Origin of the sequence: Nonomuraea sp. 10N515B, from assembly GCF_052245915.1 — a bacterium.
GTDB lineage: Bacteria > Actinomycetota > Actinomycetes > Streptosporangiales > Streptosporangiaceae > Nonomuraea.
On sequence record NZ_JBQQBQ010000009.1, the window covers coordinates 216,087 to 241,015 of the forward strand.

Sequence of the window (24,929 nt, forward strand, 5' to 3'; positions counted from 1 at the left end):
CTAGGCGGCATCCCCGCGGCGCCGTACCGCGAACCCGGCCAGCCCGGCCCCGGTCAGCAGCGCGGCCCCGCCCAGCGCGAACGGCCACACCGCGCCGTCCTGCGTGAGCCCGCCCCCGCCGGTCTCCGGATGCCCTTCGGGCACCTTGTGCTCGCGCTCGCCCGTCGGCCGCCACGGATCCTCATGCGCCTCGGGCCCTGGCTGGTGGGCCCAGGGCTCCTCGTCCGGTGCGGGCTCGCCCGACCAGGAATCCTCGGGTGCGGGGGTGCTCGAGGAGGTGTCGTCCGGCGGGGACTCGTCGCAGAGGATCGGCAGTGGAAGGAGGCAGGTGGGGACCACGTCCGGCAGTTCAGGGCCGGACTGTGCGGAGGCGGTGCCGATGCCCGCCGCCAGGCTCACTCCTGCGACCATGAAAGCCGTGACCGCTCCAGCGGCCGCGAGACGTCGCGCTCTTGCCATGAAGGCTCCCGAATTCGTCGGCTGTCGCCCCCCGATGCAGCAGTGAGCCTTGCGAACTATTGGACGGGGAGTCAAGTAATGTGACCGAAGTGAAACAGGCGGATACGGAGTGTTTGGTCGGCCGCCGACGTGGCAGAAGTACTCCGTTAGGGGGACAAAAGCCATGAGTCAACCACAACAGCCCGAACTTCGTAGATCAGGCAAGGCGGCCACCGACTCCACATCCGCCCACGCCATACCTGAGACGAAGAGCGGCGCCAAGCGGCGGACCATCCGCCCGCACGGGACCGACAAGGGAGGCAAAGGCGGCGGCAAGGGCGGCGGCGTGCCTCCCGGCCAGCGCTCGCCGTATCCGGAGTGAGGCCAGAGGTGAAGGGAAGCCTGCAGTTCATCGGCAACGCCACCACGCTGATCCGTTACAACGGCTTCACACTGCTGACGGATCCGAACTTCCTGCATCGGGGTCAGCGAGCGTATCTGGGATTCGGCCTGAGCTCGCGCCGGCTCACCGACCCCGCTGTGGAGATGGAGGACTTGCCTACCCTGGACGCGGTGGTGCTGTCCCACCTGCACGGCGACCACTGGGACCGGGTCGCCCGGCGGGGTCTCGACAGGGACACGCCGATCATCACCACCACCACAGCGGCACGCAAGCTGCGCTGGCGGGGGTTCCGCAGTAGCGTGGGCCTGGAGGAGTGGCAGCAGCACACGCTCCGCGGCGCCGGCGGGACCGTCGTGATCACCGCCCTGCCCGCGAGGCACGCGCCCGGCGCGGCCGAGGCGCTGCTGCCGCCGGTGATCGGCACGATGCTGGAGTTCTACAACCGGGACGAGCGCATCGAGCTGCGCCTGCACATCAGCGGCGACACGCTGCTCGACCGCCGCCTGGACGCGATTCCGCGCCGCTTCCCAGAGATCGACCTGGCCCTCGTCCACCTGGGCGGCACCAGGCTCGGCACGCTCATGGTCACCATGGACGGCGAGCAGGGCGCCTCATGGGTTGACGTGATCAACCCCAAGACGGTGGTGCCGGTGCACTACGACGACTACACCGTCTTCAGCTCGCCGCTGGACGACTTCCGGCGGCAGATCGACCAGGCTGGGCACGCCGACCGGATGGTCTACCTGGAACGGGGCGAGACCCGAGAGCTCGCCCCGCACCGGCTCATCCGCCACTGATCCGCGGCGGCGGCTCAACGTGCGGCGAGGTCGCGGCGGCGCAGGCCGATCCGGGACGCGGAGCAGGCTCGCCCTGATGGTCTCTCCCACGAGGCCGAGACCGCCGGTCGACACGGCGGCGCCGATGCCGACCGCGGCACCGTACACCGCCGGCGCTCGTGCACGGTCTGCTCAGGGCAGGAGTGCCAGCTTGCCCACAGTGGCCCGCGCTTCCAGTTCCGCGAGTGCCTTCGGCCCCTCGGCCAGCTCATAGATGGTGGGCCGGCCGGGGCCGAGCACTCCGGCTGCGAGGAGCCCGAACATCTCACCCATGACGTCGCCGAAGATTTGCGGTGCGGACTGGATCAGGATGCCGATGTTCAGGCCGATGACGTGGATCTGGTGCTTGTAAACGAGCTCCCAGTTGGTGATCGTGGCTTCCCCGCCGACCACGCCGTAGACGACGACCCGGCCGGTGACCCGCTTGGTCGCGGCCAGGCTGGCGTCGAGGGTGGCGCCGCCAACCGACTCCAGTACCAGATCGGCGCCCGCGCCGCCGGTCAGTCGCAGGACCTCGGCGGCGAGGTCGGCGCCGCGGGAGTCGATGACGTGGTCGGCGCCTTGCGCCCGTACCACCTCGTGCTTGCCTGGAGAGGCCGTGGCGATCACCGTCGCGCCGTAGTGCTTGGCCATCTTCACCGCGGCCTGGCCGGTCCCGCCGGCCGCGGCGTGGATCAGTACGGTCTGCCCTGCGGCGATGCGGCCCAGTGGCTTGAGCGCCGCCAGCGCGGTCGGCCAGTTCACGACCATGCCCAGCGCCTGCTCGTCCGCCCAGCCCGCCGGCACGGGGACCGCCGCCGCCGCGGGCAGCACCATGTACTCGGCGAAGGCGCCGCCTCCGATGCCGACGCCGATGACGTGGGCGCCGGGCTCCAGGCCGGTCACCCCCTCGCCAACGGCGGTCACTTCACCCGCCCCCTCGATGCCCGCCAGATACGGCGGCTGCGGACCGCCTGCGAACGTGCCGCGGGCCTGCGAGATGTCGACGAAGTTGACGCCGGCGGCGGTGACCCGGATCAGGACCTCGCCCGGGCCTGGGTTCGGTACCGGCACGTCGGTGATCAGGCACAGGTCCTGCGGGCCGTTCAGTGACGTCTGCTGCAGGGCGCGCATGGTGGACGGAATGCTCATGGCGGTTGCCTTCCTACTTATTTATCGAACGACAAACAAACCGTGGCACGGCGCTCTGGCTGGGGTCAAGGTAAAGTCGATCGAACGATAAAGAAGTCCGGAGGAGACGCTGGATGGCTACTCGCGGCAGGCCGCGCACCTTCGACCCGGACACCGCCTTGCGCACGGCGCTGGACCTGTTCTGGGAGCGGGGCTACGAGGGGACGTCGCTCAACGACCTGGCCGAGGCCATGGGAATCGCCTCGGCCAGCATCTACGCCTGCTTCGGCAGCAAGCAGGACCTGTTCCGCAAGGTCATGGCTCTCTACGGCGCGACCTCGGGCGAGCCGCCCAGGCGCGCGCTGCGCGAACAACCGACCGCGCGCGCCGCAATCGAGGCCATGCTCCGCGCCACCGCCGATGAGATCACCCGCCCGGACACGCCGCACTACTGCATGCTCATCCTGGCCGCGCCCACCGGCGCCGTGGAAAACCACGCGGTCCGGGAGTTCCTGGCCGACCTCCGGCGCGACATGCTCACCACCATCAAAGACCGGCTCGCCCGCGGCGTCACCGACGGCGACCTCACCGCGCCGCCCGCCGGCCTCGACGCCATCGCCCGCTACTACACCACCGTGGTGCAGGGCCTATCCGTACAAGCCCGCGACGGCGCCACCCGCGCCGAGTTGGAAGCGGTCATCACCTGCGCGATGGCCGCCTGGGACACGCTCACGTCCGCGCCGTCACACATCGGCGGTTGATCCGGATGGCGGCCTCGGCCAGCGGGCAAGCTGCCGCTCGCCGCTCCGGTGGCTGGCTGCGGCACCCGCGTAAAGAACGATCAGGATACCACCTCGAGGCGGGAAAGCGCCTTGGCGATGGGATGGGCGGTGAGGGAGAGCTGCCATTCGCGGGCACCCAGCTCCCGCAGCCGGGTCGCGACCGTCTCGTCCGTGATCTCGTCCGGCGGCTCCCACGTCAGCCGCCGCACCGCGTCCGGCTGCAGCAGGTTTTCCGTCGGCATGTGGTGCTCGTCGGCCAGCGCGGCCACCACGGCGCGCGCCGCGGCCAAGCGCTTGGCGGCGGCCGGGTCGCGGTCGGCCCAGCGGTTGGGCGGCGGCGGGCCGTCCCCGGGCGTGCTGGGCTGGGGAAGCTGGCTGTCGGACAGGTTGCGGGCCCGGTTGACGGCGGCGAGCCAGTCGCTCATGTGGCGGCGTGCGCTGCGCCCGGTGAAAGCCGAAATTTCGGTCAAGGCCTTCTTGGTGCGGGGCCCTTCGAGCGCGGCCGTGATGATCGCCGCATCCGGCAGGACCCGGCCGGGCGCGAGATCGGCCTCTCGGGCGATCCGGTCGCGCATGGTCCACAACTCGCGCACGATGGCCAGCGCCCGGACGTTGCGTACCTTGTGGATGCCCGACGTGCGCCGCCACGGATCCGACCGGGGCGCCGGCGGCGGGGTGTTGAGCACGGCGGCGAACTCCTCGCGCGCCCACTCCAGTTTTCCGCTGTCCGTCAGCTCCTTGTGGAGCGCGTCCCGCAGCTCGACCAGCACCTCCACGTCCAGCGCCGCGTAGCGCAGCCAGTCCTCGGGCAGCGGCCTGGTCGACCAGTCGGCGGCCGAGTGGCCCTTCTCCAGCCGCAGCCCGAGCACCGTCTCGACCATCGTGCCGAGTCCCACGCGCTCGTAGCCGAGCAGCCGGCCCGCCAGCTCGGTGTCGAACATCTCGCGCGGCCGGAAACCGACCTCCAGCAGGCACGGCAGGTCCTGTGACGCGGCGTGCAGCACGATTTCTGCCTCGGCCACGGCCGCGTCGAGCGCGGACAGGTCGGGGCAGGAGGTCGGGTCGATCAGCGCGGTCCCCGCCCCGGCGCGGCGCAACTGCACCAGGTAGGCGCGGTTGCCGTAGCGGTAGCCCGAGGCACGCTCGGCGTCGACCGCCACCGGGCCACTGCCCGCGGCGAACCGCTCCACGACCATGGCGAAACCGTCCGCGTCCTCGATCACCGGCGGAATGCCCTCGCGCGGCTCGAGCAGCGGCTCGACGGTGCGTTCTTCTGTCACGAGTTCACCGGCCTCATGACGCGGGTGCTGTATTGACTGGTGCCCTCACTTCGTTCGGTCACTCTCCGGTTTCATCACGTCGGCGGGGCAGCGCGGCCACATCCGGCGGGAGCGGCGGGATCCCCGCCGCCAGGCACATCAGGTCGCACCAGGCGGCGACGTGGCCGGAGAGATCCTCCTGGGCGGGTGACCAGGAGGCCCGCAGCTCGAGCTCGGTCGTGACCGGGTCTTCGGCTTTGTTGCCGAACCCCTCTGACACGGCTCTAGTCACGGTACCGCCAGCGGCGGAGTAGTCGGCTTGATGGGCGTCGAGCGCCTCGGTCAGCCAGCTCCACGCGACGGGCCCGAGCAGCGGATCGGAGGTGATCTCCGGCTCCATGTCGGCCCGCACGTACGCCACCAGCCGAAACGGGCCTTCCCAGCCGCGCTGGCCGTCGGGGTCGTAGAGCAGGATCAGCCTGCCCACCGCGAGCTCGTCGTCGTCGCGGTAGACCGACGCGCCGATCGCGGCCGAGTAGGGGGCCAGCCGCTGGGGCGCGGGCAGGTCCTCCAGCTCGATCTCCGGCCTGACCTCGGACAGCCGCAGGCTCTCCGCCGCGCGCGTGAACGCCGCGGGTGGCGGTGGCTGGTCACCGAGTGTCATAGCCGAAGCGTAGGTCGATATCGGACGGAAGGGGACCACGGGGGTGCTCATCCTTGGTGATCAAGCCGCAGCCATAACGAGCCGGCGAGCCGCTGTGGTGGTCTGGGCGGAGCCGAGCATGATCGCGTGGCCGCATTCGACGCAGGCCCATTCCGGGCACTCTCCCGGCCGGTGTCCGTCGAAGCACGGCGGCTGCTCGAACAGCCGCTCACCTGCGCAGGAGGCGCAGCGCTCACTGCGGCGCTCTGTGGAACTCCACAACGCGGTCATTGGACATTCTCCGTGGACATCCCGGCCTTGAGGCCGAAGAGGAAACGAACTCCCGCGTAGCGGGACAGGATGAGGCGATCTGCCATCGGGCCAACCGCCGTCAGGATGCGCACCGGTGTTCTTCCTTCTTGATCGTGTAGGCGTAGCCGTCAGCTCGCTGGAGCAGGCGCAGATGCTTGTGCGAGGTCTTGATGGGGCCGGTGGGGGTCTGCACGGTGTGGCTCCCGGATGTCCGGACGGCGACCCGGCCGATGTGGGTTCCGACATGCTTGCCCTTCGGCACGATCGCGCGCACCAGATCCCCGGTCTGGAACCCGAAGATCTGCTTGGCGCGCGGCAGGCGCAGCCGGGGGAAGCCGTACATGTCTGTGCGGGTCCTGCAGTACGAGCCGCGCCCGCTGGCGGAGACCACCAGCACCCGGTCCGGCCACGAGGCCACATGGTGGAGCTCGCCCACGTGAAGGGCGTCCAGAGTGTGGGACTTGGGTGCGCCGGTGCGGTGCCGGTTCCACTTAGTGCGGCCACCGCTGCCGCAGAGTACCGTCTGGCCGCTGGCCGCCAGCGCGTCGTACAGTGCCCAGCGGGTGGTGTTGACGGCGGCGGCGTCCCGCAGCGGCGTCTTGGCCTGGGCGAGCACCCGCTCGAGGACCGCCGGGTGGCCGGTCAGGAACTCGGTGACCGGCTTGCTGTTCTTGGCCTGGTTGCACGGCACGCAGGCCACGGTCAGATTGCTGATCCGGTCCGTGCCGCCTCGGGAGCGGGGCTGGATATGGTCGATGTTCAACGGGACACCGCTCGCTCCACAGTACGCACACGACCGCCCCCACTTCTCCAGCAGGTATTCTCGCGCCTCATAGCCGTGCAGGGTGCCGTGGTGGTACTCCACACCCTCCAGGGGCCTGCCCGCGGCCAGCGCGTGGGTATCGAACTGCACGGTCTCCACGTGGATGGCCCGCACGGGGGCGAGACGGCCGAGCCGCTGCACCCAGCTCATCGCAGTGTCCACCCGGTGCCGCAGGCTTGGCGGCAGCCAGCCGTCCGGGCGGCGGCGGTTGGCGAACCTCGGGGCGCGGTAGCGCAGGTTACGCGACCGCCTGCAGCGGCGGTAGCCAGCCCGGGCCTCGAGCCTGTCGCGGATCTTGCCGCCGCGGTGGTCCAACTGGATGCCGAACAGGCCGTACCGGGTGCCTTCCTGGGCGCGGAACACGCTGATGCCGGTGTGCCTGCTACCGGGGTCCAGGGAGACCTCCACGCCCTCGACCTCCAACTCTGCGGCTGTGCGATCCTTCAAGCGGATCACGAAAGGGGTGTGCCGGGCCACCACCGCCCGCCCCGCCGCGAGAAGCTTGCGGGCGCGGGCGGGATGGCAGGGATCCAGCGGCGTGCCGTCCGATGCCAGGACGAACACGCGGGGTGCGGTCTCACGACCGGCTTCTCCGCTTGCGCGGGTGACGCCCGCCGCGCCAGGTGAGGCGCGGTGGGTCTCCCCTCGACCATGTTGGGCACTCCGCTGCCCGGAGGCGTCCGCGCCCCGTTTCGTCCCTGCTCCAGGGGTGTCTGCTGACGCGGATTCCAGAGTCCGCCGCTGAGGAAGCACGGCGGAGTGGATCTGCTGACGTGTGTCCAACGTAGCCACCAAGGTCACCTCCCTATCGGTGATGGCTGGGTCTGGTCACTCCGGGCCCTGCCCCGGCCAGTAAGGCACGCTTCGCCCTTCAGACCGGGAGCGAGTGACCGCACGGGGCCTTTCCTTCGGGTTGTGGGTCCGACGTTGGCACGAGCCGCTGACAATTCCCCGCAACGCGCTCGGCGTGTCCCGAAAGTGGTCGCTGAATCGGTGCCGCGCGGTGGGTTGGCGAACATTTGACCCAGTCGAGACCGGCTCTCTGGTACGCCATGGGCCGTGTTCGACCCGTGTGCGATGCCGTCGCCGAGCGGACCGGTAAACCTTCATCCCGCTATCTGATCATGATTTGGGGTGTCCAATGGATGTTTTTCCGACACCTCGCTGCCGATGCGGGGACCGGCCCCCGAGCATGGCACCCTTGTGGGGTGAACCTCGCCGACTCAGCGTTCCTGCGTGCCTGCCGCCGCAGGCCCGTCCCGCACACCCCGGTCTGGTATATGCGCCAGGCCGGCCGGTCCCTGCCGGAATACCTCAAAGTGCGCGAGGGCGTGCCGATGCTCACCGCCTGCGCGACGCCGGACCTGATCGTCGAGATCACCATGCAGCCCGTCCGCCGCTACGGCGTGGACGCGGCCATCTTCTTCAGCGACATCGTCGTGCCGCTCAAGGCCATCGGCGTCGACCTCGACATCAAGCCGGGCGTCGGGCCGGTCGTCGCCGACCCCATCCGCGATGCCAAGGGGCTCGACGTGCTGCGTCCCCTGGAGCCCGACGACGTGCCGTTCGTCACCGAGTCCATCCGGGCGCTGACCGGCGAGCTGGGCGGCACGCCGCTGATCGGGTTCGCGGGGGCGCCGTTCACGCTCGGCTCCTACCTGATCGAGGGCGGCCCGTCCAAGAACCACGACCGCACCAAGGCCATGATGTACGGGGCGCCGGAGCTGTGGCATGCGCTGATGGAGCGGCTGTCCGGCATCGTGCTGGAGCACCTGCGCATCCAGATCGCGGCAGGCGCCTCGGCCGTGCAGCTCTTCGACTCCTGGGTGGGGGCGGTGGCGCCGGACGACTACCGGGAGTTCATCCTGCCGCACACCCGGCGGATCTTCGAGGGCATCGTCGGCGTGCCGCGCATCCACTTCGGCGTGGGCACCGGCGAGCTGCTCGGCGTGCTCGGGGAGGCGGGCGCCGACGTGGTGGGGGTCGACTGGCGGGTGCCGCTGGACGAGGCGGCCCGCCGGGTCGGGCCCGGCAAGGCGCTGCAGGGCAACCTCGACCCGGCGATCCTGTTGGCGCCGTGGGAGGTGGTCGAGCGCAAGGCCCGCGAGGTGCTGCGGCGAGGGCGGGCGGCCGAAGGGCACGTGTTCAACCTGGGGCACGGCGTGCTCCCTTCGACCGACCCCGACCAGCTCAAGCGCCTCACCGACCTGGTCCACGCCTTCACCCCCGAGTCCTGACGCCCGCGCCGCCGGTCCTGGAATGACCGTCTCGGGGCCTTGACGCCCGGCCTGCGGCGACCCCGTCTCAGGGCCTTGACGCCCGCGCCGCCGGGCCTGCGGCGGCCGTCTCCGGGCCCTGACGCCCCGGGGTGCCGACATGACCGCCTTCGGGTGCTGCCGCCCGTGCCGAGGGCGGTGCTCGCGTGAGCGCGCCACCGTGTAACGCCCTGTGATGCGCCGCGCCTCACCGCCCTCGACGCGCCCCGCTGTGAAGCGTCGCGTCGATGCCGGGCGGCGCGGCTGCCGGGGTCAGGCGGTTTCCGGGTCCGGGTCGCCCGGGCGCGGGCCACGGGGAGGTGCCGGGATCCCGGGGCGTCGGGCGCGGTCACGGCGGACCAAGTAGACCAGCAGTGCCACCAGAGGCAGTGCGACGATCGTCCACGGCAGCACCGCGCCCAGTACCGTGAGCACGACCTTCGTGAAGGACACCAGCCCGTTCCATCCCGACTTGAGCCCCCCGAGGAACCCGGCGGGCTCTTCCTCTTCCGGCTCGTCCGCGACCGCGACCGGCCCGAGCAGCCGGAGCGTCAGCGTGGCCATGGACACCTGGGCGGCCAGCTCCTTCTGCTGCGCCTGCAGCGATTCGAGGTCGGCCTCCCGAGCGGAGATCTCCCGCTCGACCTCCAGCACCTGCCCGATCGTGTCGGCCCGCGTCAGCAGCGCACGCAGCGACTCGAGCGCCTGCTCGGCCGACTTCAGCCGGCTGTTGACGTCGGCCACTTGCAGCGTGACGTCCTGGGCGGCCTGGTTCATGGAGATCTGCTTACCCAGGTCCTTGCCGAGCCGCCCGAGCACCCCGCCGTACCCGTTCGGCGGGATCTTGAACTCCAGCGTCGCCGAGTCTCGGGAGTCACTGGCCGAGCGGCTCTCCTCCTTGGACAGGTACCCTCCGGCCGCGATCACGATCTGCTTGGCCTGCTCGACGGCCGCGGCGACCTGCTTGACCCGCACGGTCATGCTGCCGGTGTAGATGACCTGCCGCGCCTGCTGGGTGACCTTGACGTTGGAGACGATGCCGTCCTGGCCGCCCTGCTTCTGAGGCTGGCGCTGCTTGGCCTGGACCTCGGCGGTGGCAGCCTGCTCCCTGACCGCGGACTCGGGGGCGGGGGCTCCGGCCGTATCCGAGGTGCTCTGCAACGTGCTGCCACTGCCACCGCAGCTCGTCAGAGCCAGGGCCGCGCAGGCGGCCGAGAGCGCGATGCCGTACCGGATTCTCCTCATGCCTCTAAGACGGCGTGCGGATCATCCCGGTTTGAAGGCGGGAGTCACGGTACGGTCACCGTGTTCATGGCCTGACTCCGTCGCCGTATGCCGCGGCCCTCGCGGCCCCGAGCGGCTGGCCATGCCCATGAGGCGGTAGCGTCAGGAGGCGTGGAAGGGAATCGGGCGCACGTGGTCGTCGTCGGCGCGGGAATCTCCGGTCTCGCCGCCGCTTGGTACATCCGGCAGGGCGCCGGCGAGCGGGTCAAGGTGACCGTGCTCGAGGCGGGCCCGCGCGTCGGGGGCAAGTTGCACGTCTCGGAGGTCGCCGGGGTGAGCGTCGACGCGGGCGCCGAGGCCATGCTGGCCAGGCGGCCCGAGGGCGCCGAGCTGGCCCGGGCCGTCGGGCTCGGCGACGACCTGGTGTTCCCCGGCACCATGCAATCGGCCGTCTACACCAGGGGCGCGCTGCGCCCGATGCCGAAGGGGCAGGTCATGGGCGTCCCCGCCGACCTGACCGAGCTGGCCAAGTCGGGCATCATCTCGCCCGGCGGGCTGCTGCGCGTGCCCCTCGACCAGATCCTGCCGCCCACGCTGGTGCGCACCGACGTGTCCGTGGCCGCCTACATTCGCGCGAGGATGGGCGGCGAGGTCGTGGACCGGCTGGTGGAGCCGCTGCTCGGCGGCGTCTACGCAGGCCGTTCCGACATGTTGTCGCTGGAGGCCACGATGCCGCGGGTGGCGGCCGTCGCCCGTTCCGAGCGCTCGCTGCTGACGGCGGCCCGGCACCTCGTGGAGGAGACGCCCAAAGACGCCGGGCCGGTCTTCACCTCGCTGGCGCACGGCGTCGGCGCGCTCCCCCAGGCGGTCGCCAAGGCGTCGGGGGCCGACGTCAGGACGGGGGTCACCGTACGCGAGCTGCACAGGACCGAGCAGGGCTGGCGGCTGGTGACCGGTCCGGTGCCCAGACCCGAGACGATCGAAGCCGACGCGGTGATCGTCGCGGTGCCGGGGCCGGCCGCGGCCCGGCTGCTCAAGGCCGAGGCGCCCAAGGCGGCCGGGGAGCTGGCCAGGATCGAATACGCCAGCATGGCCATCGTCACGCTCGCTTACCCGCTGGGCGCCTTCCCCGAGCCGCCCGCCTTCAGCGGCTACCTGGTGCCGCCCGTCGAGGGGAGACCGGTCAAGGCGGTCACGTTCAGCTCGGTGAAGTGGCCCCACCTGGCCGGGGACCTGGTGATCCTGCGCTGCTCGATCGGCAGGATCGGCGAGGAGCACTTGCTGCACCGCGAGGACACCGAGCTGGTGTCGCTGGCCACGGCGGAGATGGCCGACGTGATGGGCGCGCGGGGGCTGCCGGTCGACAGCAGGGTGACGCGCTGGGGTGGCGGGCTGCCGCAGTACAACGTGGGACACCTGGATCGGGTGGCGCGCGTGCGCGCAGCGGTCGCGATGCAGCCGGGGCTGGCCGTCTGCGGCGCCGCCTACGACGGAATCGGCATCCCGGCCTGCGTCGGCACCGCCCGCACGGCCGCCGCCCGGATTCTCGACCACCTGTCCCTGCGAGGAGAATAGGAACCATGACAGAGGCAGCTCCGCGGCTCAAGGCCCGCGATCTCAACCAGGTGATCCGTTACACGATGTGGTCGGTCTTCCAGGTGACCGAGCCGTGTCCCGTTGACCGTGACGGCCTGGCGGGCGAGGTCGAGGAGTTGCTGGAGCAGGCCGCCGGCAAGGACGTCGTGACCAGGGGGGTCTACGACGTGGCCGGGTTGCGGGCCGACGCCGACTACATGTTCTGGTGGCACGCGGCCACGCCCGAGGATCTGCAGGACGTCTACGCCAGGTTCCGCCGCACCACGCTCGGGCGGCACAGCAGGCCCGTGTGGTCGGCGATGGCGTTGCACCGGCCGGCCGAGTTCAACAAGTCGCACATTCCGGCGTTCCTCGCGGAGGAGGAGCCGCGGGCGTATGTGAGCGTTTATCCGTTCGTCCGCTCATATGAGTGGTATCTGCTGGAGGACTCCGAGCGGCGGGCCATGCTGGCCGAGCATGGCAGGATGGCGCGCGACTATCCCGACGTGCGGGCCAACACCGTGGCCTGCTTCTCGCTCAACGACTACGAGTGGATGCTGGCGTTCGAGGCCGACGAGCTGCACCGGATCGTCGACCTGATGCGGACGCTGCGGGGCGCGCAGGCCCGCCGTCACACCCGCGTCGAGATCCCGTTCTACACCGGCGCGCGCAAGCCGGTCCGCGAGCTGGTCGCCGCTCTGCCGTAATCCGCCGACCCGAGCCCGGCGTCCTTGATCGGGGGGAGAGTCAGATCCAAGTTGGCGATCCAACTGAAGTGATCTACCCCCTTTGTCAGAATCAGGGAAATCCCTTGTTCGTGGGATGTGACGTGTGGTGGCACGTTCCACGGGGGCAAGGAGGGGCGGGTGGAGACATCCGGAGGGCCGGGCCGCGGACGGCGCCCGGCCGGTCGGCACGCGGCGGGCCGCTCGCGGCACGGGCGGCGGCGTCGCCGTGCTGTGCGGCGGGGGCTGGTGCTGGGGGCATTGGCGCTGGCCGGTGGAGTGGCCGGGCTGCTGGGCACGGGCGGGACCTTCGGCGGGGCGCCGGTGGCCTCCAGATCGCCGGCGCAGCCCGGGTCGCACGCGCGGGCGGAGGAGGCGAGCCCGTCCGCGGCGCTGCCGGGCCGGGCGGGGGCGGCGAGCCCGAGGTCGAGTGGCCAGGCCAAGGCGCGCGAGATCGAGCAGGCCGCGCCGAAGGAGACCAAGACCCCTGTGCGGGAAGAGACTCCCGGCGCGGTGGCGGGCTCCGCCGCGCCTGACGTGGTCGAGGGTTCGGCGCCGCCAGAGGAGGGGCCGGAGGAGCCCGTGCTCCTGGTGCCGGGGATGGACGACACCGATGGCTACCGCGCCGACGGGCCCTCGGCGCATACGGACCGGCGGGCGGCGGAGTATTTCCGTACGCACTGGGGCCCGGACGACAAGGCGCTGAAACGCCTCAAAGACATTCGCACCATCGGCGGATATTTGCGGATTTATACTGATTTACCGGAAACGGCGCACAATTCCCCTCACGCCATAACGTTGTGCAAGCGCGGCCTCGCCTATCTGAAGGCCGCCGGGGTGGCCAGGCCGGTCGTGTTCGTGCAGGCCAGGTTCGGCGGGAACGGCAACCCGGTGCTCGCCAACATCCTCGGCCCCTCCGACCGGAGCTGCCGCGTCACCCACCCGGCGCCGGACTGAGCGGTCACCGCACTCGCACCCGTGTTTTCGCGCACACCTCGCACCGTTGGGTCACGATGCGACCGATGGCCTCGATCGTCACCCAGCGGTGGCGGAGATGGCGGAACCCCACGCGGGATTCTTTACCCGTGGCCGAAGGTTGATACGCGGAGTCGCGAGTCGATCACGCCTTGGGCTCGAGCCGCAGCGAGACCGAGTTGATGCAGTAGCGATCGTCGGTCGGAGTCGGATAACCCTCGCCGTGGAACACGTGCCCCAGATGCGAGTCGCACCGAGCGCACCGGACCTCGATCCGGAGCATGCCGTGACTGCGGTCCTCGATCAGCGTCACCGCATCGGAGTCGGCAGGCGCGAAGAAGCTCGGCCACCCGCAGTGGGACTCGAACTTCGTGTCGGACCGGAACAGCTCGGCCCCGCAGGCGCGGCACGAGTAGACGCCCTCGGTCTTGGTGTCGACGTACTCCCCCGTGAACGGGCGCTCGGTCCCGGCTTCCCTGAGGACGTGGAACTCCTCGGGGGCAAGCTGGACCCGCCACTCGGCCTCGCTCTTGACGACCTTTTCCATACGTCCAGGGTACGAGATCCGGCAAAAAGAGATCTCCACTGGGTGAAGCATCCATTCTGGGGAGAATTCGCGTCTTTGTAGGCAAGGGGGTGTCATCGCCTCCTGCCAAGGGGTGAGATCGTCCGCAGATCCCGCCGAGCGGCACAGCCCACGCCCGTGCTGGAGCCGCTGGGGATCGTCATGGCCGACCGGGTGGCGCGCCAGCGCCCGGAACGGCGACGGACGATCTGTTGGCCCGCCCCGTCGAGCCCTCGGTCCCGCCACCGAGGCGGCTCCGGGGCGGGCCCGCCCTGTTCAGTACCCCGCAGGGGCGGATCCGCCTCAATGTCGCAGGACGGTAGTAGGTTCGGGGGCATGGCATCGCCGTTCATAGAGCTCGAGGTTGGCGAGCGGACCGTCAAGGTCACCAACCCCGACAAGGTGTACTTTCCGGAGATCGGCGCCACGAAGCGCGAACTGGTCGCCTACTACGTGAGCGTCGGCGACGGCGTCCTGCGGGCGCTGAAGGACCGGCCGACCAACCTCAAGCGCCACCCCGACGGCGTGCAGACCGAGGCGATCTACCAGAAGCGCATGCCGCCCAAGCATCCCGACTGGCTCCAGTCGGTCACCGTCACATTCCCGAGCGGCCGGACGGCGCAGTCCGTGCGGGTCACCGAGGTGGCCGCCATCGCCTACTGCGCCAACCTGGGCACCATCGACTTCCATCCCTGGCAGGTGCGGGCCTCCGACGTCGAGCACCCCGACGAGCTGCGCATCGACCTGGACCCGCAGCCCGGCCTGGACTTCGACGCCGCACGCAAGGCCGCGTTCCTCACCAGGGACGTGCTGGGCGAGCTGGGGATGACCGGGTTCGTCAAGACGTCGGGCAACAGGGGCGCGCACATCGCCGTGCGCATCGAACCGCGCTGGGACTTCATCCAGGTCCGCCACGCCGGCATCGCCCTGGCCAGAGCCGTCGAGGAGCGGGACCCGAGCCTGGTGACCACGGCGTGGTGGAAGGAGGAGCGCGGGGACCGGGTCTTCATCGACTTCAACCAGAACGCCCGCGACCGCACGGTGGTCAGCGCCTACTCCGTCAGGGCCCAGCCGCACGCGCCCGTCTCGACGCCGCTGACCTGGGACGAGCTGGCCGACGCCGACCCGCGGGACTTCGACATCCGCACGGTCCCGGCCCGCTTCGCCGACGTGGGCGACGTGCACGCGGACATCGACGACCGGTCATACTCGATCGAGCCCCTGCTGGAGATGTACGCCAAGGACGAACGCGGCGATATGCCATACCCGCCCAACTACCCCAAGATGCCGGGGGAGCCGATGCGGGTCCAGCCGAGCCGGGCCAGGCGCGCCGACTAGTAGCTAAGCGCCGGTTGCCCCGCGCGACGATCCAGGCGACGGCGCGTTCGACGGGTGGGCGCCGGTGGCGGTGTCGGTGTCGTGCAGTCCCAGCCCGCAGGTGGCCTTCCAGCGCAGGCATCTCGCAAGAGCCGTGACGACCCCCGTGACTGCCACGGGACGTGCCGCTCCGTACCCTGTGATCGGTGGTTAAGGGAGGCGCTACTTGACGCCCCCGGTGGGGCGGCCGTACGGTTCGGGAAAGCGCTTTCCCCCCCGTTTGACCTGAAGGGATCCTCAATGAGCGTGCGCACCATCGGCGTCGTGATGAACGGCGTCACCGGGCGGATGGGCTACCGCCAGCACTTGGTCCGGTCCGTCCTGGCGATCAACGAGCAGGGCGGTGTGACGCTCTCGGACGGCGCCCGAGTGAAGCTCAAGCCGGTGCTGGTTGGCCGGAATGCCGACAAATTGGCAGATATCGCGTCGAAGCATGGAATTTCGGATTTCACCACTGACCTCGACGCGGCCCTCGCCGACGACGACAACGTGATCTACTTCGACGCCCAGGTCACCAGCGCCCGGGTGAAGGCCGTGCTGAAGGCCATCGAGGCCGGCAAGCACATCTACGCCGAGAAGCCGACCGCCGAGTCCACGCAGGAGGCGATGGCGCTGGCCGAGGCCGCCGCCGCCAAGGGCATCAAGAACGGCGTGGTCCAGGACAAGCTGTTCCTGCCCGGCCTGCTCAAGCTGAAGCGGCTGATCGACGGCGGCTTCTTCGGCCGCATCCTGTCGGTGCGCGGCGAGTTCGGCTACTGGGTGTTCGAGGGCGACTGGCAGGAGGCGCAGCGCCCCTCGTGGAACTACCGGGCCGAGGACGGCGGCGGCATCGTGCTGGACATGTTCCCGCACTGGCACTACGTGATGGAGAACCTGTTCGGCCGGGTCGAGTCGGTCTACGCCCGCGCCGTGACGCACGTCCCGTCACGTGTGGACGAGCAGGGCAAGACGTACCAGGCCACCGCGGACGACGCCGCGTACGGCATCTTCGAGCTTGAAGGGGGCATCGTCGCGCAGATCAACTCCTCCTGGACCGTCCGCGTGAACCGGGACGAGCTGGTGGAGTTCCAGGTGGACGGCACGCACGGCAGCGCCGTGGCGGGCCTGCGCAACTGCCGCGTGCAGCACCGCTCGGCCACCCCCAAGCCGGTCTGGAACCCCGACCTCCCGGTCACGGCGCGCTTCCGCGACGGCTGGCAAGAGGTGCCGGACAACGCCGAGTTCGACAACGGGTTCAAGATCCAATGGGAGGGGTTCATCAAGCACGTGGTGGAGGACGCGCCCTTCCCGTACGACTTCGCGTCGGGCGCTCGGGGCGTGCAGCTCGCCGAGCTGGGCCTGCGCTCGTCCGCCGAGGGCCGCAGGATCGAGGTGCCGGGGCTGTGATGATCGACCTGCCCGGCGTCGGCGCGTACACGCTGGCCGAGCCGACGGTCTGGCCGGTGTCGGAGACGCCGGCGACCAGCCGCATCGTGTACGCGGCCGCCCACGTGGTGGCCGACCCGCTCGGCGACAACACGCCCGGCTCCCCCGCCGCCGTGGACTGGGACGCCACCCTCCGCTTCCGCCGCCACCTGTGGTCGCACGGCCTGCGGATCGCCGACGCGATGGACACCGCGCAGCGCAACATGGGCCTGGACTGGGCGGCGACCAAGGAGCTCATCCAGCGCAGCGCCGCCGAGGCCCGCTCGTTCGGCGACCCGGCGACGCTGGTGGCCTGCGGGGCCGGCACCGACCACGCGCCTGACGCCGCCGACCTGCACACGATCACGGCCGCGTACGCCGAGCAGCTGGAGACCGTCCAGTCGGCCGGCGCCGGCGTGATCATCATGGCCTCCCGTCAGCTCGCCAAGGTGGCCGCGGGGCCGCAGGACTACCACCAGGTGTACGGCAAGCTCTTCGGCCTGGCCGACCGTCCGGTGATCCTGCACTGGCTGGGCGAGATGTTCGACCCGCAGCTGGCCGGCTACTGGGGCTCGCGGGACGTGAACGCCGCGACCGAGTCGTTCCTGGAGCTGATCCACGCCCACGCCTCGACGGTGGACGGCGTGAAGGTGTCGCTGCTGGACGAGGAGCACGAGGTGCGCCTGCGCGCCGCGCTCCCCGAGGGCGTCAAGCTCTACACGGGCGATGACTTCAACTACCCGTCGCTGATCAAGACGGGCTCGCACGCGCTGCTGGGCATCTTCGACGCGATCGCCCCGGCGGCCGCGGCGGCACTGCAGGTGCTGGACGCGGCCGAGGCGGCCTGCGACGAGGCGGGCCGTGACCGGCTGCTGGCCGCGTACGACGAGATCTTCGGCCCGACGGTCCCGCTGTCACGGAAGATCTTCGAGACGCCGACGTACAACTACAAGACCGGCATCGTCTTCCTGGCCTGGCTGAACGGCCACCAGGACGCGTTCGCCATGGTGAACGGCGCCCAGTCGGCCCGCTCGCTGCTGCACCTGTCGGAGGTGTTCCACCTGGCCGACCAGGCCGGGCTGCTGTCCGACCAGGAGCTGGCCGTGCACCGCATGAAGGCGCTGCTGGCGGTGAACGGCCTGTGAGCGAGCGAAGCGAGGGAACCAAGAGACACAGCAGTCTGACTCAGAGGACCGAAGGTCATCTGAGCCTTTCACTCAACCAGTGGACGACCAGGCGCTGGTCCGTGGCGGAGGCCGTGGACGGGTGCGTGCGGCACGGCCTGGAGGCGATCGGGCTGTGGCGGCAGAATGTGGCCGAGCAGGGCCTGGCGGAGAGTGTCAAGCTGGTGCGGGACGCGGGGCTGCGGGTGTCCTCGCTGTGCCGTGGCGGCTTCCTCACCACCAGCGGCAAGGCGTTCGCCGAAGCGCTCGAGGACAACCGCCGCGCCATCGACGAGGCGGCCGAGCTGGAGGCAGCCTGCCTGGTGATGGTGGTGGGCGGCCTGCCCGGTGTGCAGCCGGGCGAGCCGCTGACCGCGGGCGCGTCGCGGGATCTGGCGGGCGCGCGCGAGCGGGTGGCCGAGGCACTGGCGGAGCTGGCCCCGTACGCCGGTGAGCGGGGGGTCAAGCTGGCCCTGGAGCCGCTGCACCCGATCTACTGCCCGGACCGTGCGGTCCTGTCCACGCTGGGCCAGGCGCTCGACCTGGCGCTGGCGCACCCGGAGGAGCAGGTCGGCGTGGTGGTCGACACGTTCCACGTGTGGTGGGACCCGAGGGTGTTCGACGACATCACGCGGGCCGGCCGCCGGATCGCGTCTTACCAGGTGTGCGACTACCTGCACCCGCTGCCGGAGGACGTGCTGCTGGGCCGGGGCATGATGGGCGACGGCGTCATCGACTTCAAGCCGATCACGCGTGCGGTCCTGGACGCCGGCTACACCGGCGACGTCGAGGTGGAGATCTTCAACGCCGACATCTGGGCCGCCGACCCGGACGAGGTGGTGGCCACGATGAAGGCCCGCTACGAGGACGTGGTGCTGTCGCGTCCGTGAGGCTCGGGGCGGCGGCTCGAAAAGGGCCGCCGCCCGGTCAGCGCTCGGGTTTGTCCCAGGTCAGCAGGTAGCGGCGGAGCAGCAGGCGGCGGAAGCGGCTGCCGGGCAACAGCACACGGGCCTGCTTGGCGACCTGTCCCTTGGTGATGACGGGGTCCATTCCCGGAACGCCGGGCCCGCGCTTGCCGCCGTGGAACAGCTTGAGCACGTGCGAGACCGTCTGTCCGGCGAGGCGCACGACGTGGTCCAGGAGTGTGCGGTCCCGCGCGATGCCGATGATCACGAGCCGGCCGCCCGGCGCCAGCAGCCGGACCAGGCCGTTCATGGCCGCGCCGAAGTCCGCGTGGTGGACGACGGCGACGGCGGTGACGAAGTCGTACTTGCCCTCGGAGAGCAGGCCTTTCCCGTCATCGAGGTAGTCGGCCTCCACGAACGTGACGTTGTCCAGGTCGCCATACTGCCGACGCGCCATCGCGATCGCGTCGGCGGAACGATCCACACCGGTTACGGCCGGCACGCGGGCGGCCAGCTTGCTCACCAGCAGCCCGTCGCCGCAGCCGACGTCGAGCACGTGCTCGCAGCCTTCCGGCAGGAGCTTCAGCACGAGCTGCTGGTAGTGGACATTGTGGTTCCAGTACGCCTCGGGCATTTGATCACAGTAGCGTCACGGTGCCCGCCGCGCCGTTCACTTCGATCTCCTCGCCCGTGGTGATGCGGTGGGTGGCGTCGGGGACGCCGACGACAGCGGGGATGCCGTACTCGCGGGCCACCACCGCGCCGTGCGACATGGCGCCGCCCATCTCCATGACGAGGCCGCCGGCCGTGAGGAACAGCGGCGTCCAGCCGGGGTCGGTGGACGGGCAGACCAGGATCTCGCCCGGCTCCAGGTGCGCGCCGACCGGGTCGAGCACCACCCTGGCCACGCCGGTGACGGTGCCCGCCGAGGCGGCCGTGCCGATCAGCGCGCCGTCCGCGGCGGCGACCGCCAGCGCCTCCGGCTCGGTGCCGTCGGACAGCAGGACTCGGGGGACGTGCCTGCGGCGCCGCTCCTGCTCGTACGCCGCCCGCCGCTCGGCCACGACCCCCCGCAGGTCGCCTCCGCCCAGCGCGGACCTGACCTCCCGCAGGTCCAGGAAGAACACGTCCTCGGCCGCGTCGAGCACACCGAGCCCCACCAGGTGCTCGCCGACCGCGAAGAGGCTGTGCCGCACCGCGGCGAGCGTCTTGACCAGGTAGAACTTGGGCAGCTCACGCAGGCCGGCGAACTTCCTGGTGCGCCGGAGCCCGAACCGCGCCACGGCCCCCCGCCAGCGGGCCCTGCGCCGGGCCTGCGTCACCACGTGCGCGATGGCGGCCTGCGCCTGCTCGGCGCCCTTGGCGAACAGCGCGGCAGGAGCGAGGTCGGCGCCCCCATCCCGCTGCAGGTCCATGCGCAGGTAGTTGGCCAGCACGCCGAGGATGTGCGCAGGCTCCTCCGACCATCGGGGCACGCCCAGGTCGATCTCCGCGACGCCGCGGTGGCCGTATTTGTCCAGAAACGCGGTGATCTCGCGCTGCGCGACGGGCGGCAGGCCGCCCTCCTTGTAGCGGCGGACCAGCTCGGCGACCGGCAGTTCCTTGAACGGCTCCGGCTCGATACGGGTGGCCAGGGCCCACAACTCCAGGTCCATCTCCGTGGTCGGGTTGTGCGGGACGCTGCGCAGCACGTCCTGCATCTCGGCCAGCGGCACACCGGACAGCTTGGACGCCAGCGCGAACAGGCCATACCCGGTGATCACGATGGGCATGATCGAGATGATGGTGGGAAACGTGCCGGCCAGCATACGCTCGGCGTGATCCAGCCGCTGTGCGGGGGTCGCGGAATCGGGCACCTGGAGCCTCTTGTCGAGCTCTCCGCCGAGCCGGGCGGCATCGGCCAGAGCCCTCTCCGGCCTGGTCAGGGCCATCAGGACACGCGATGGGGCATGGACGCGGTGAGCGAAGCGCGCGAGGGCGCGCAGGAACGGGCGGCGGGAGGCGTGGACGAGCGACAGGCGAGGGTCCTCCACCAGCCGCTCCATGACGGTGGCGGTGCGGGCCTCGCCGAGCGTCAGCGCGCGCGGGAGGATGACGCGGCCGGGGCGGCTGCGTACGGCGGTGGTGATGTCGAGCCACAGGCGCTGCCCTGAAACGGACACGAAGGGCGGGCCGTCGAGCGGGTCGGCGGGGCCGTAACCGGGCAGGCTCGCGGCACCGCCGCTGATCAGTTTGAACGCCGACAGCCCCAGAGGCGTGATCGGCCCCATCACGCCTTGGGCCACGTTGACCGAGAAGAAGACCCGCAGGCCCTCCCTGGTGGTCTCCGGCAGCGGGTAGAGGGTGGTGATCGGCCTGGCCTGGGTGAGCCAGAGCGTGCCGTCCGCGTCGATGGCCCATTCGGTGTCCTGCGGCGCGCCGTAGTGGTCCTCGACCCGGGCGCCCAGCTCGGCCAGCGCGAGGACCTGGGCGTCGGTCAGGCAGAGGCCGTCGTGGGCGGTCTCGACGCGCTCGGTGCCGCCGCCGGGCAGGGAGCGGATGGCCAGCCGCTTGTCGCCGGCGTCGCGTTCGAGGATCTCTCCGCCGCACACGACGAAGCGGTCGGGATTGACGGCGCCGGAGACGACCGCCTCGCCCAGCCCCGGGCTGGCGTCGATGACGGCCTCGCGCCGCCGGCCCGTGACCGGGTTCGCGGTGAACATCACCCCGGCGACCTGGGAGTCCACCATGACCTGGACGACCACCGCGAGGCGCACGGCGGCGTGGTCGATGCCGTTGGACTCGCGGTAGGCCACGGCGCGGTCGGTCCAGAGCGAGGCCCAGCAGCGGCGTACGGCCTCGACCACCGCCTCGGCGCCCACGACGTTGAGGTAGGTCTCCTGCTGCCCGGCGAAGCTGGCGAACGGCAGGTCCTCGGCCGTGGCCGACGAGCGCACCGCCACCGCGACGTCGGGGCCGAGCGCGGCGTAGTGCTTCACGATCGTCTCGTGCACGGCGGCCGGCACCGGGGCTTGGAGCAGGTGCCGCCTGGCGCGCTCGGCCAGCCCTTCTCCACCGGTCTCCAGCCCGTCCGCGACCTGACGGTAGGCCTCCGTGGTGAGCACCCAGCCGGGCGGCACGGGCAGCCCGGCCCTGGTCAGCTCGCCGAGGTTGGCGGCCTTGCCGCCCACCTCGGCCAGCATCCCGCCGTCGATCTCGGAGAAGTCCAGTGCCGTGTTCATCGAGTGCACTCCAGCCGTTCAGCGTCCTGTCACTCAGTTTCCCGCTTTTTCGGCAGAAATTCAACACGTGATGAACTCTGTGCTCACTGCTCCAGTGGCCTGCCGTCCAGGTCCCATTCCGGATCGATCGGCACCCCCAGTGCCGCCAGCACCGAGGGCGCCACGTCGACCAGGCGCGGCGTGCCGAGCGAGCGGCCGCCCAGGTCCTCGCCGAGCCGGGCGGCGATCACGAAGACCGTGCGCTCCTCGTCCGAGGTGCCCCCATGGCCGCCCTCGTCCACGTGTCCGTGGTCGGTGGTGACGAACACGGTCCAGCGCTCGCCCGGGTACGACGGCCGCGCGCGGATCGTGTCGAGCAGGCGGCCCAGGTACGCGTCCTGGGCTTGGAGGGCGGCGGCGTACTCGGGGCCGTGCGGGCCGAGGTCGTGGGCCACCTCGTCGGTGTCGCCCAGGTACACGAACACGGCGTCGGGGTGGTCGTGAGCCAAGTGCCGCTCGGCGGCCTCGATGATCTGCTTGTCGGCCTCGGCCCAGCCGCAGGTGTACCCGTCCAGCACGAACCGGTGGTCGATGACCGGACCGAACGCGCCGTGGTCGGCGAGCGCCGCCCAGGAGAAGAACGCCGAGGTCAAGCAGTCCGGCCGGGCATTTTTCGCACGAGTCAGAAAGTCCGGAAATTTCTGGAACTGGGGGTCGGCGAAGCCGTTGTCCACGATGCCGTGTTTGTCGGGCCAGGCTCCGGTCGCGATGGACGACCAGCCCGGCCCCGAGTCGGTGCGGGACTTGATGACCCGGCCGCCGTCCCCCGGCTCCGGGCTCTTGGGCACGACCTCGCCGGGCGACTCCGTGCGGGGCGCGCCGGCCTCCCCGTACGGGAGCAGGCTGGTGCCGTACGCGCCGGTGGACATCAACGCGGTCAGCACGGGGGCGCCCGACGCGGCGAGCAGGTCGAACCGCAGGCCGTCCATCCCGACGACCAAGACTTTGTTCCTAGGTAGGGGCATCCCCCTATCTAAGCGGCGAACCTCCGCACCCAGTCAGCCGCTCCGGGCAGGATCTCCTCAACCGGCGCGACCTGCGGATACCACGTGCGCTCCCATTCCAGCGACACCCACCCGTCGTATCCGGCCTCGCGCAGCAACGCGCCCGCCTCCTCCAGCGGCACGGATCCGGCGCCCATCGGCACCGGCGTGGTGTCCTGCGCCGAGACCGCGTCCTTGACCTGGACGTAGGACAGGTAGGGACCGAGCGCGGCCAGCGAGTCGGCCGGGGACTCGCCATGCCGCCACGGGTGCAGCAGGTCCCAGATCGCTCCCGTGGTCTCAGGGCAGGCCGCCTCGGCGAGCAGCCCCGCCACGGCCGCGCAGGTGGCCATGCTGTCGTGCGTCTCGACGAGCACGCGGCGGCCCAGCGCGGCGGCCGTTCCGGAGACGGCCTTCAGCCTGCGGGCGCCGACGGCCGGATCGTCGCCGCGCGGGAACACCCGCACCCCGGGCGCGCCCAGGTCGGCGGCGAGCCGCAGGTCGGCGAGGAGCGCTTCCAGGACCGGCTCGTCCGGCCCCGGCTCGCAGATCCCGACGTAGCCGGCAAGGGCGGAGATCTCCAGACCCGCGCGCTCCACCCGCTCCCGCACCGAACGTCGCTCCGCCGAGTCCAGCCCGGCGTGCACCCCGGTGTCCGGGTGCAGGCGCAGCTCCAGCCCTTGACACCCGGACCCGGTCGCGATCTCGATCGCCCGGTCCAGATCCTCGCCGGGCGTCCCCAGCGTGCTGACCGCCAGCCTCACATCAGCCTCCGTACGCTTTCCCGCAACACGACCTCGCCGGCGACCTGCTCGACGACAACAGCCTCTTCCTCGCCCAGTGCCAGCTCCAGCGCCCGCGCACCCATGGCCTTCAACGGCAGCCGCACCGTGGTCAGCGCCGGCACGTGATCCCGCAGGGTCACGATGTCGTCGAAACCGGCCACCGACACGTCCTCCGGCACCCGGATTCCGCGTTCGCGGTAGGCCGCCAGCGCCCCGACCGCCATCACGTCGTTGACCGCGAACACGCACGTCGTGTCCTCGCGCACCTGCTGGGCGGCCGCGTAGCCGCCGTCGCGGTCGAACGGCCCGTGGATCACGTGCGGTGCGGGCAGCCCCAACTCCTCCAGCGCCCCGGCGAACCCGGCGCAGCGGTCGGCGGCGGTCACCAGGTGCGGCGGCCCGGCGAGCACCGCGAAGCGGGTGTGCCCGAGCCCGGCCAGCGCGCGTGCCAGCTCCGCCGCTCCCTCCCGGTTGGCGGGCGCGACGGTGTCCACTCCCAGCAGGTCCTGACCGACACAGGCCGCCCGGCCGCCGCCCGAGCGGTATCGGGCCAGCTCGTCGCGGAGCCGCCCGGTGACGGCCGGGTCGGCCACGCGGGAGCCGACCAGCAGCACGGCCCGCACGCGCTGGGCGTTGAGCGTGGCCACGTAGGCGATCTCCTGCTCCGGGTCGCGATGCGTGGTGCCCACCATGACCAGCAGGCCCTCGGTGGCCGCGGCCCGCATCGCCCCGTCGGCCAGGGCCGCGAAGTAGGGGTCGGTCAGGTCGTGCACGACGATGCCGATGACGTTGCCGGCACCGCGGGCCAGCGTCTGGGCCGCGATGTTGGCTCGGTAGCCCAGCTCGTCGGCGGCCTGCTCGACGCGCGCTCGCAGGGCCGCGCCAACCTGGCGGGTGCTGCCGTTGAGCACCCGCGAGGCGGTCGCCAGCGAGACGCCCGCCTGCCTGGCGACGTCCTCAAGCGTGACCACGTGACCTCCCGGAAAGCGGTTTCCAGTGTGCCAGAACAGCACCTGGATCCGCATCCTTACATGCCCGGGCCCCAGACGACAGAACGCCCCCGGCCAGGGCGGGACGGCCGGCAGCCGGCAGCCGGGGGCCGGGGGCCGGGGGCCGGGGGCCGGGGT

At 71.1% G+C, this 24,929-nt stretch carries 23 protein-coding genes; 11 read left to right on the top strand and 12 right to left on the bottom strand.

The features are described from left to right. Positions 1–459, bottom strand: coding sequence for a hypothetical protein (locus tag ACTWQA_RS16225; RefSeq protein WP_443160044.1), 459 nt, complete (start codon positions 457–459; stop codon positions 1–3). 163 nt (positions 460–622) lie between these two features. Between ACTWQA_RS16225 and ACTWQA_RS16230 the strand changes: the two genes are divergently transcribed. Together ACTWQA_RS16230 and ACTWQA_RS16235 are read left to right on the top strand one after the other, a co-directional pair. Continuing rightward, positions 623–820, top strand: a complete 198-nt coding sequence (locus tag ACTWQA_RS16230; protein ID WP_305922660.1) for a hypothetical protein — start codon at positions 623–625, stop codon at positions 818–820. Positions 821–828: 8 nt separating this feature from the next. Then, positions 829–1,638: an MBL fold metallo-hydrolase gene (locus ACTWQA_RS16235; RefSeq protein WP_443160045.1), complete on the top strand. Its 810-nt coding sequence runs from the start codon at positions 829–831 to the stop codon at positions 1,636–1,638. 171 nt (positions 1,639–1,809) lie between these two features. Here the strand turns inward: ACTWQA_RS16235 and ACTWQA_RS16240 are convergent, their stop codons facing one another. Beyond that, positions 1,810–2,808: a zinc-binding dehydrogenase gene (locus tag ACTWQA_RS16240; protein ID WP_443160046.1), complete on the bottom strand. Its 999-nt coding sequence runs from the start codon at positions 2,806–2,808 to the stop codon at positions 1,810–1,812. Positions 2,809–2,921: 113 nt separating this feature from the next. On the opposite strand from ACTWQA_RS16240, the gene ACTWQA_RS16245 reads away from it, so the two are divergent. Continuing rightward, positions 2,922–3,548: a TetR/AcrR family transcriptional regulator gene (locus ACTWQA_RS16245; RefSeq protein WP_443160047.1), complete on the top strand. Its 627-nt coding sequence runs from the start codon at positions 2,922–2,924 to the stop codon at positions 3,546–3,548. Positions 3,549–3,628: 80 nt separating this feature from the next. On the opposite strand, the gene ACTWQA_RS16250 is transcribed toward ACTWQA_RS16245, so the two are convergent. The 3 genes from ACTWQA_RS16250 to iscB all read right to left on the bottom strand — a co-directional run bounded on the left by ACTWQA_RS16250 (position 3,629) and on the right by iscB (position 7,170). Beyond that, positions 3,629–4,849, bottom strand: coding sequence for an HRDC domain-containing protein (locus tag ACTWQA_RS16250; protein WP_443160048.1), 1,221 nt, complete (start codon positions 4,847–4,849; stop codon positions 3,629–3,631). 58 nt (positions 4,850–4,907) lie between these two features. Beyond that, complete coding sequence (locus ACTWQA_RS16255; RefSeq protein ID WP_305922654.1) at positions 4,908–5,492, bottom strand: DUF3000 domain-containing protein; 585 nt, start codon at positions 5,490–5,492, stop codon at positions 4,908–4,910. A gap of 370 nt (positions 5,493–5,862) precedes the next feature. Next, on the bottom strand, positions 5,863–7,170 hold the full coding sequence (gene iscB, locus ACTWQA_RS16260) for an RNA-guided endonuclease IscB (protein WP_443160049.1): 1,308 nt from the start codon (positions 7,168–7,170) through the stop codon (positions 5,863–5,865). A 716-nt stretch (positions 7,171–7,886) separates the two neighbouring features. On the opposite strand from iscB, the gene hemE reads away from it, so the two are divergent. Continuing rightward, positions 7,887–8,843 carry a uroporphyrinogen decarboxylase gene (gene hemE / locus ACTWQA_RS16265; protein ID WP_443160122.1) on the top strand — a complete coding sequence of 319 codons (957 nt, stop codon included), beginning with the start codon at positions 7,887–7,889 and terminating at the stop codon, positions 8,841–8,843. A 291-nt stretch (positions 8,844–9,134) separates the two neighbouring features. Here the strand turns inward: hemE and ACTWQA_RS16270 are convergent, their stop codons facing one another. Further along, the gene (locus ACTWQA_RS16270) at positions 9,135–10,106 is read right to left on the bottom strand and encodes a DUF4349 domain-containing protein (protein WP_443160050.1); all 972 of its coding nucleotides are present in this window, start codon (positions 10,104–10,106) and stop codon (positions 9,135–9,137) included. A 150-nt stretch (positions 10,107–10,256) separates the two neighbouring features. Here ACTWQA_RS16270 and hemG point away from each other — a divergent pair, with 150 nt between their 5' ends. The 3 genes from hemG (at position 10,257) to ACTWQA_RS16285 (ending at position 13,342) form a co-directional block, all read left to right on the top strand. After that, complete coding sequence (gene hemG, locus ACTWQA_RS16275) at positions 10,257–11,660, top strand: protoporphyrinogen oxidase (RefSeq protein ID WP_443160051.1); 1,404 nt, start codon at positions 10,257–10,259, stop codon at positions 11,658–11,660. A 5-nt stretch (positions 11,661–11,665) separates the two neighbouring features. Next, complete coding sequence (hemQ, locus tag ACTWQA_RS16280; protein ID WP_305922650.1) at positions 11,666–12,367, top strand: hydrogen peroxide-dependent heme synthase; 702 nt, start codon at positions 11,666–11,668, stop codon at positions 12,365–12,367. 159 nt (positions 12,368–12,526) lie between these two features. Continuing rightward, positions 12,527–13,342 carry a hypothetical protein gene (locus ACTWQA_RS16285; RefSeq protein ID WP_443160052.1) on the top strand — a complete coding sequence of 272 codons (816 nt, stop codon included), beginning with the start codon at positions 12,527–12,529 and terminating at the stop codon, positions 13,340–13,342. 163 nt (positions 13,343–13,505) lie between these two features. On the opposite strand, the gene msrB is transcribed toward ACTWQA_RS16285, so the two are convergent. Beyond that, positions 13,506–13,907 (bottom strand): peptide-methionine (R)-S-oxide reductase MsrB, encoded by a 402-nt coding sequence (msrB, locus tag ACTWQA_RS16290; protein WP_443160053.1) that lies wholly within the window; start codon positions 13,905–13,907, stop codon positions 13,506–13,508. A gap of 354 nt (positions 13,908–14,261) precedes the next feature. Here msrB and ligD point away from each other — a divergent pair, with 354 nt between their 5' ends. From ligD to ACTWQA_RS16310, 4 genes are all read left to right on the top strand, one after another. Then, positions 14,262–15,263, top strand: a complete 1,002-nt coding sequence (gene ligD / locus ACTWQA_RS16295; protein ID WP_443160054.1) for a non-homologous end-joining DNA ligase — start codon at positions 14,262–14,264, stop codon at positions 15,261–15,263. 279 nt (positions 15,264–15,542) lie between these two features. Then, a complete protein-coding gene (locus tag ACTWQA_RS16300) occupies positions 15,543–16,688 on the top strand; it encodes a Gfo/Idh/MocA family protein (protein WP_443160055.1) in 1,146 nt (381 codons plus the stop codon). Next, entirely contained in the window at positions 16,688–17,851 is a 1,164-nt protein-coding gene (locus ACTWQA_RS16305; RefSeq protein WP_443160123.1) for a dihydrodipicolinate synthase family protein, read from the top strand. The genes ACTWQA_RS16300 and ACTWQA_RS16305 overlap by 1 nt, the downstream gene beginning before the upstream one ends. A gap of 59 nt (positions 17,852–17,910) precedes the next feature. Then, positions 17,911–18,759, top strand: coding sequence for a sugar phosphate isomerase/epimerase family protein (locus ACTWQA_RS16310; protein ID WP_443160124.1), 849 nt, complete (start codon positions 17,911–17,913; stop codon positions 18,757–18,759). Positions 18,760–18,796: 37 nt separating this feature from the next. On the opposite strand, the gene ACTWQA_RS16315 is transcribed toward ACTWQA_RS16310, so the two are convergent. From ACTWQA_RS16315 to ACTWQA_RS16335, 5 genes are all read right to left on the bottom strand, one after another. After that, positions 18,797–19,408, bottom strand: coding sequence for a class I SAM-dependent methyltransferase (locus tag ACTWQA_RS16315; RefSeq protein WP_443160056.1), 612 nt, complete (start codon positions 19,406–19,408; stop codon positions 18,797–18,799). 4 nt (positions 19,409–19,412) lie between these two features. Continuing rightward, positions 19,413–21,995, bottom strand: a complete 2,583-nt coding sequence (locus tag ACTWQA_RS16320; RefSeq protein WP_443160057.1) for a PEP/pyruvate-binding domain-containing protein — start codon at positions 21,993–21,995, stop codon at positions 19,413–19,415. 83 nt (positions 21,996–22,078) lie between these two features. Next, positions 22,079–22,975: an alkaline phosphatase family protein gene (locus ACTWQA_RS16325; RefSeq protein WP_443160058.1), complete on the bottom strand. Its 897-nt coding sequence runs from the start codon at positions 22,973–22,975 to the stop codon at positions 22,079–22,081. Positions 22,976–23,007: 32 nt separating this feature from the next. Beyond that, positions 23,008–23,781, bottom strand: coding sequence for a sugar phosphate isomerase/epimerase family protein (locus ACTWQA_RS16330; RefSeq protein ID WP_443160059.1), 774 nt, complete (start codon positions 23,779–23,781; stop codon positions 23,008–23,010). Beyond that, complete coding sequence (locus tag ACTWQA_RS16335; protein ID WP_443160060.1) at positions 23,778–24,773, bottom strand: LacI family DNA-binding transcriptional regulator; 996 nt, start codon at positions 24,771–24,773, stop codon at positions 23,778–23,780. Before ACTWQA_RS16335 ends, ACTWQA_RS16330 begins: the two co-directional genes overlap by 4 nt. Positions 24,774–24,929 lie beyond the last annotated feature (156 nt).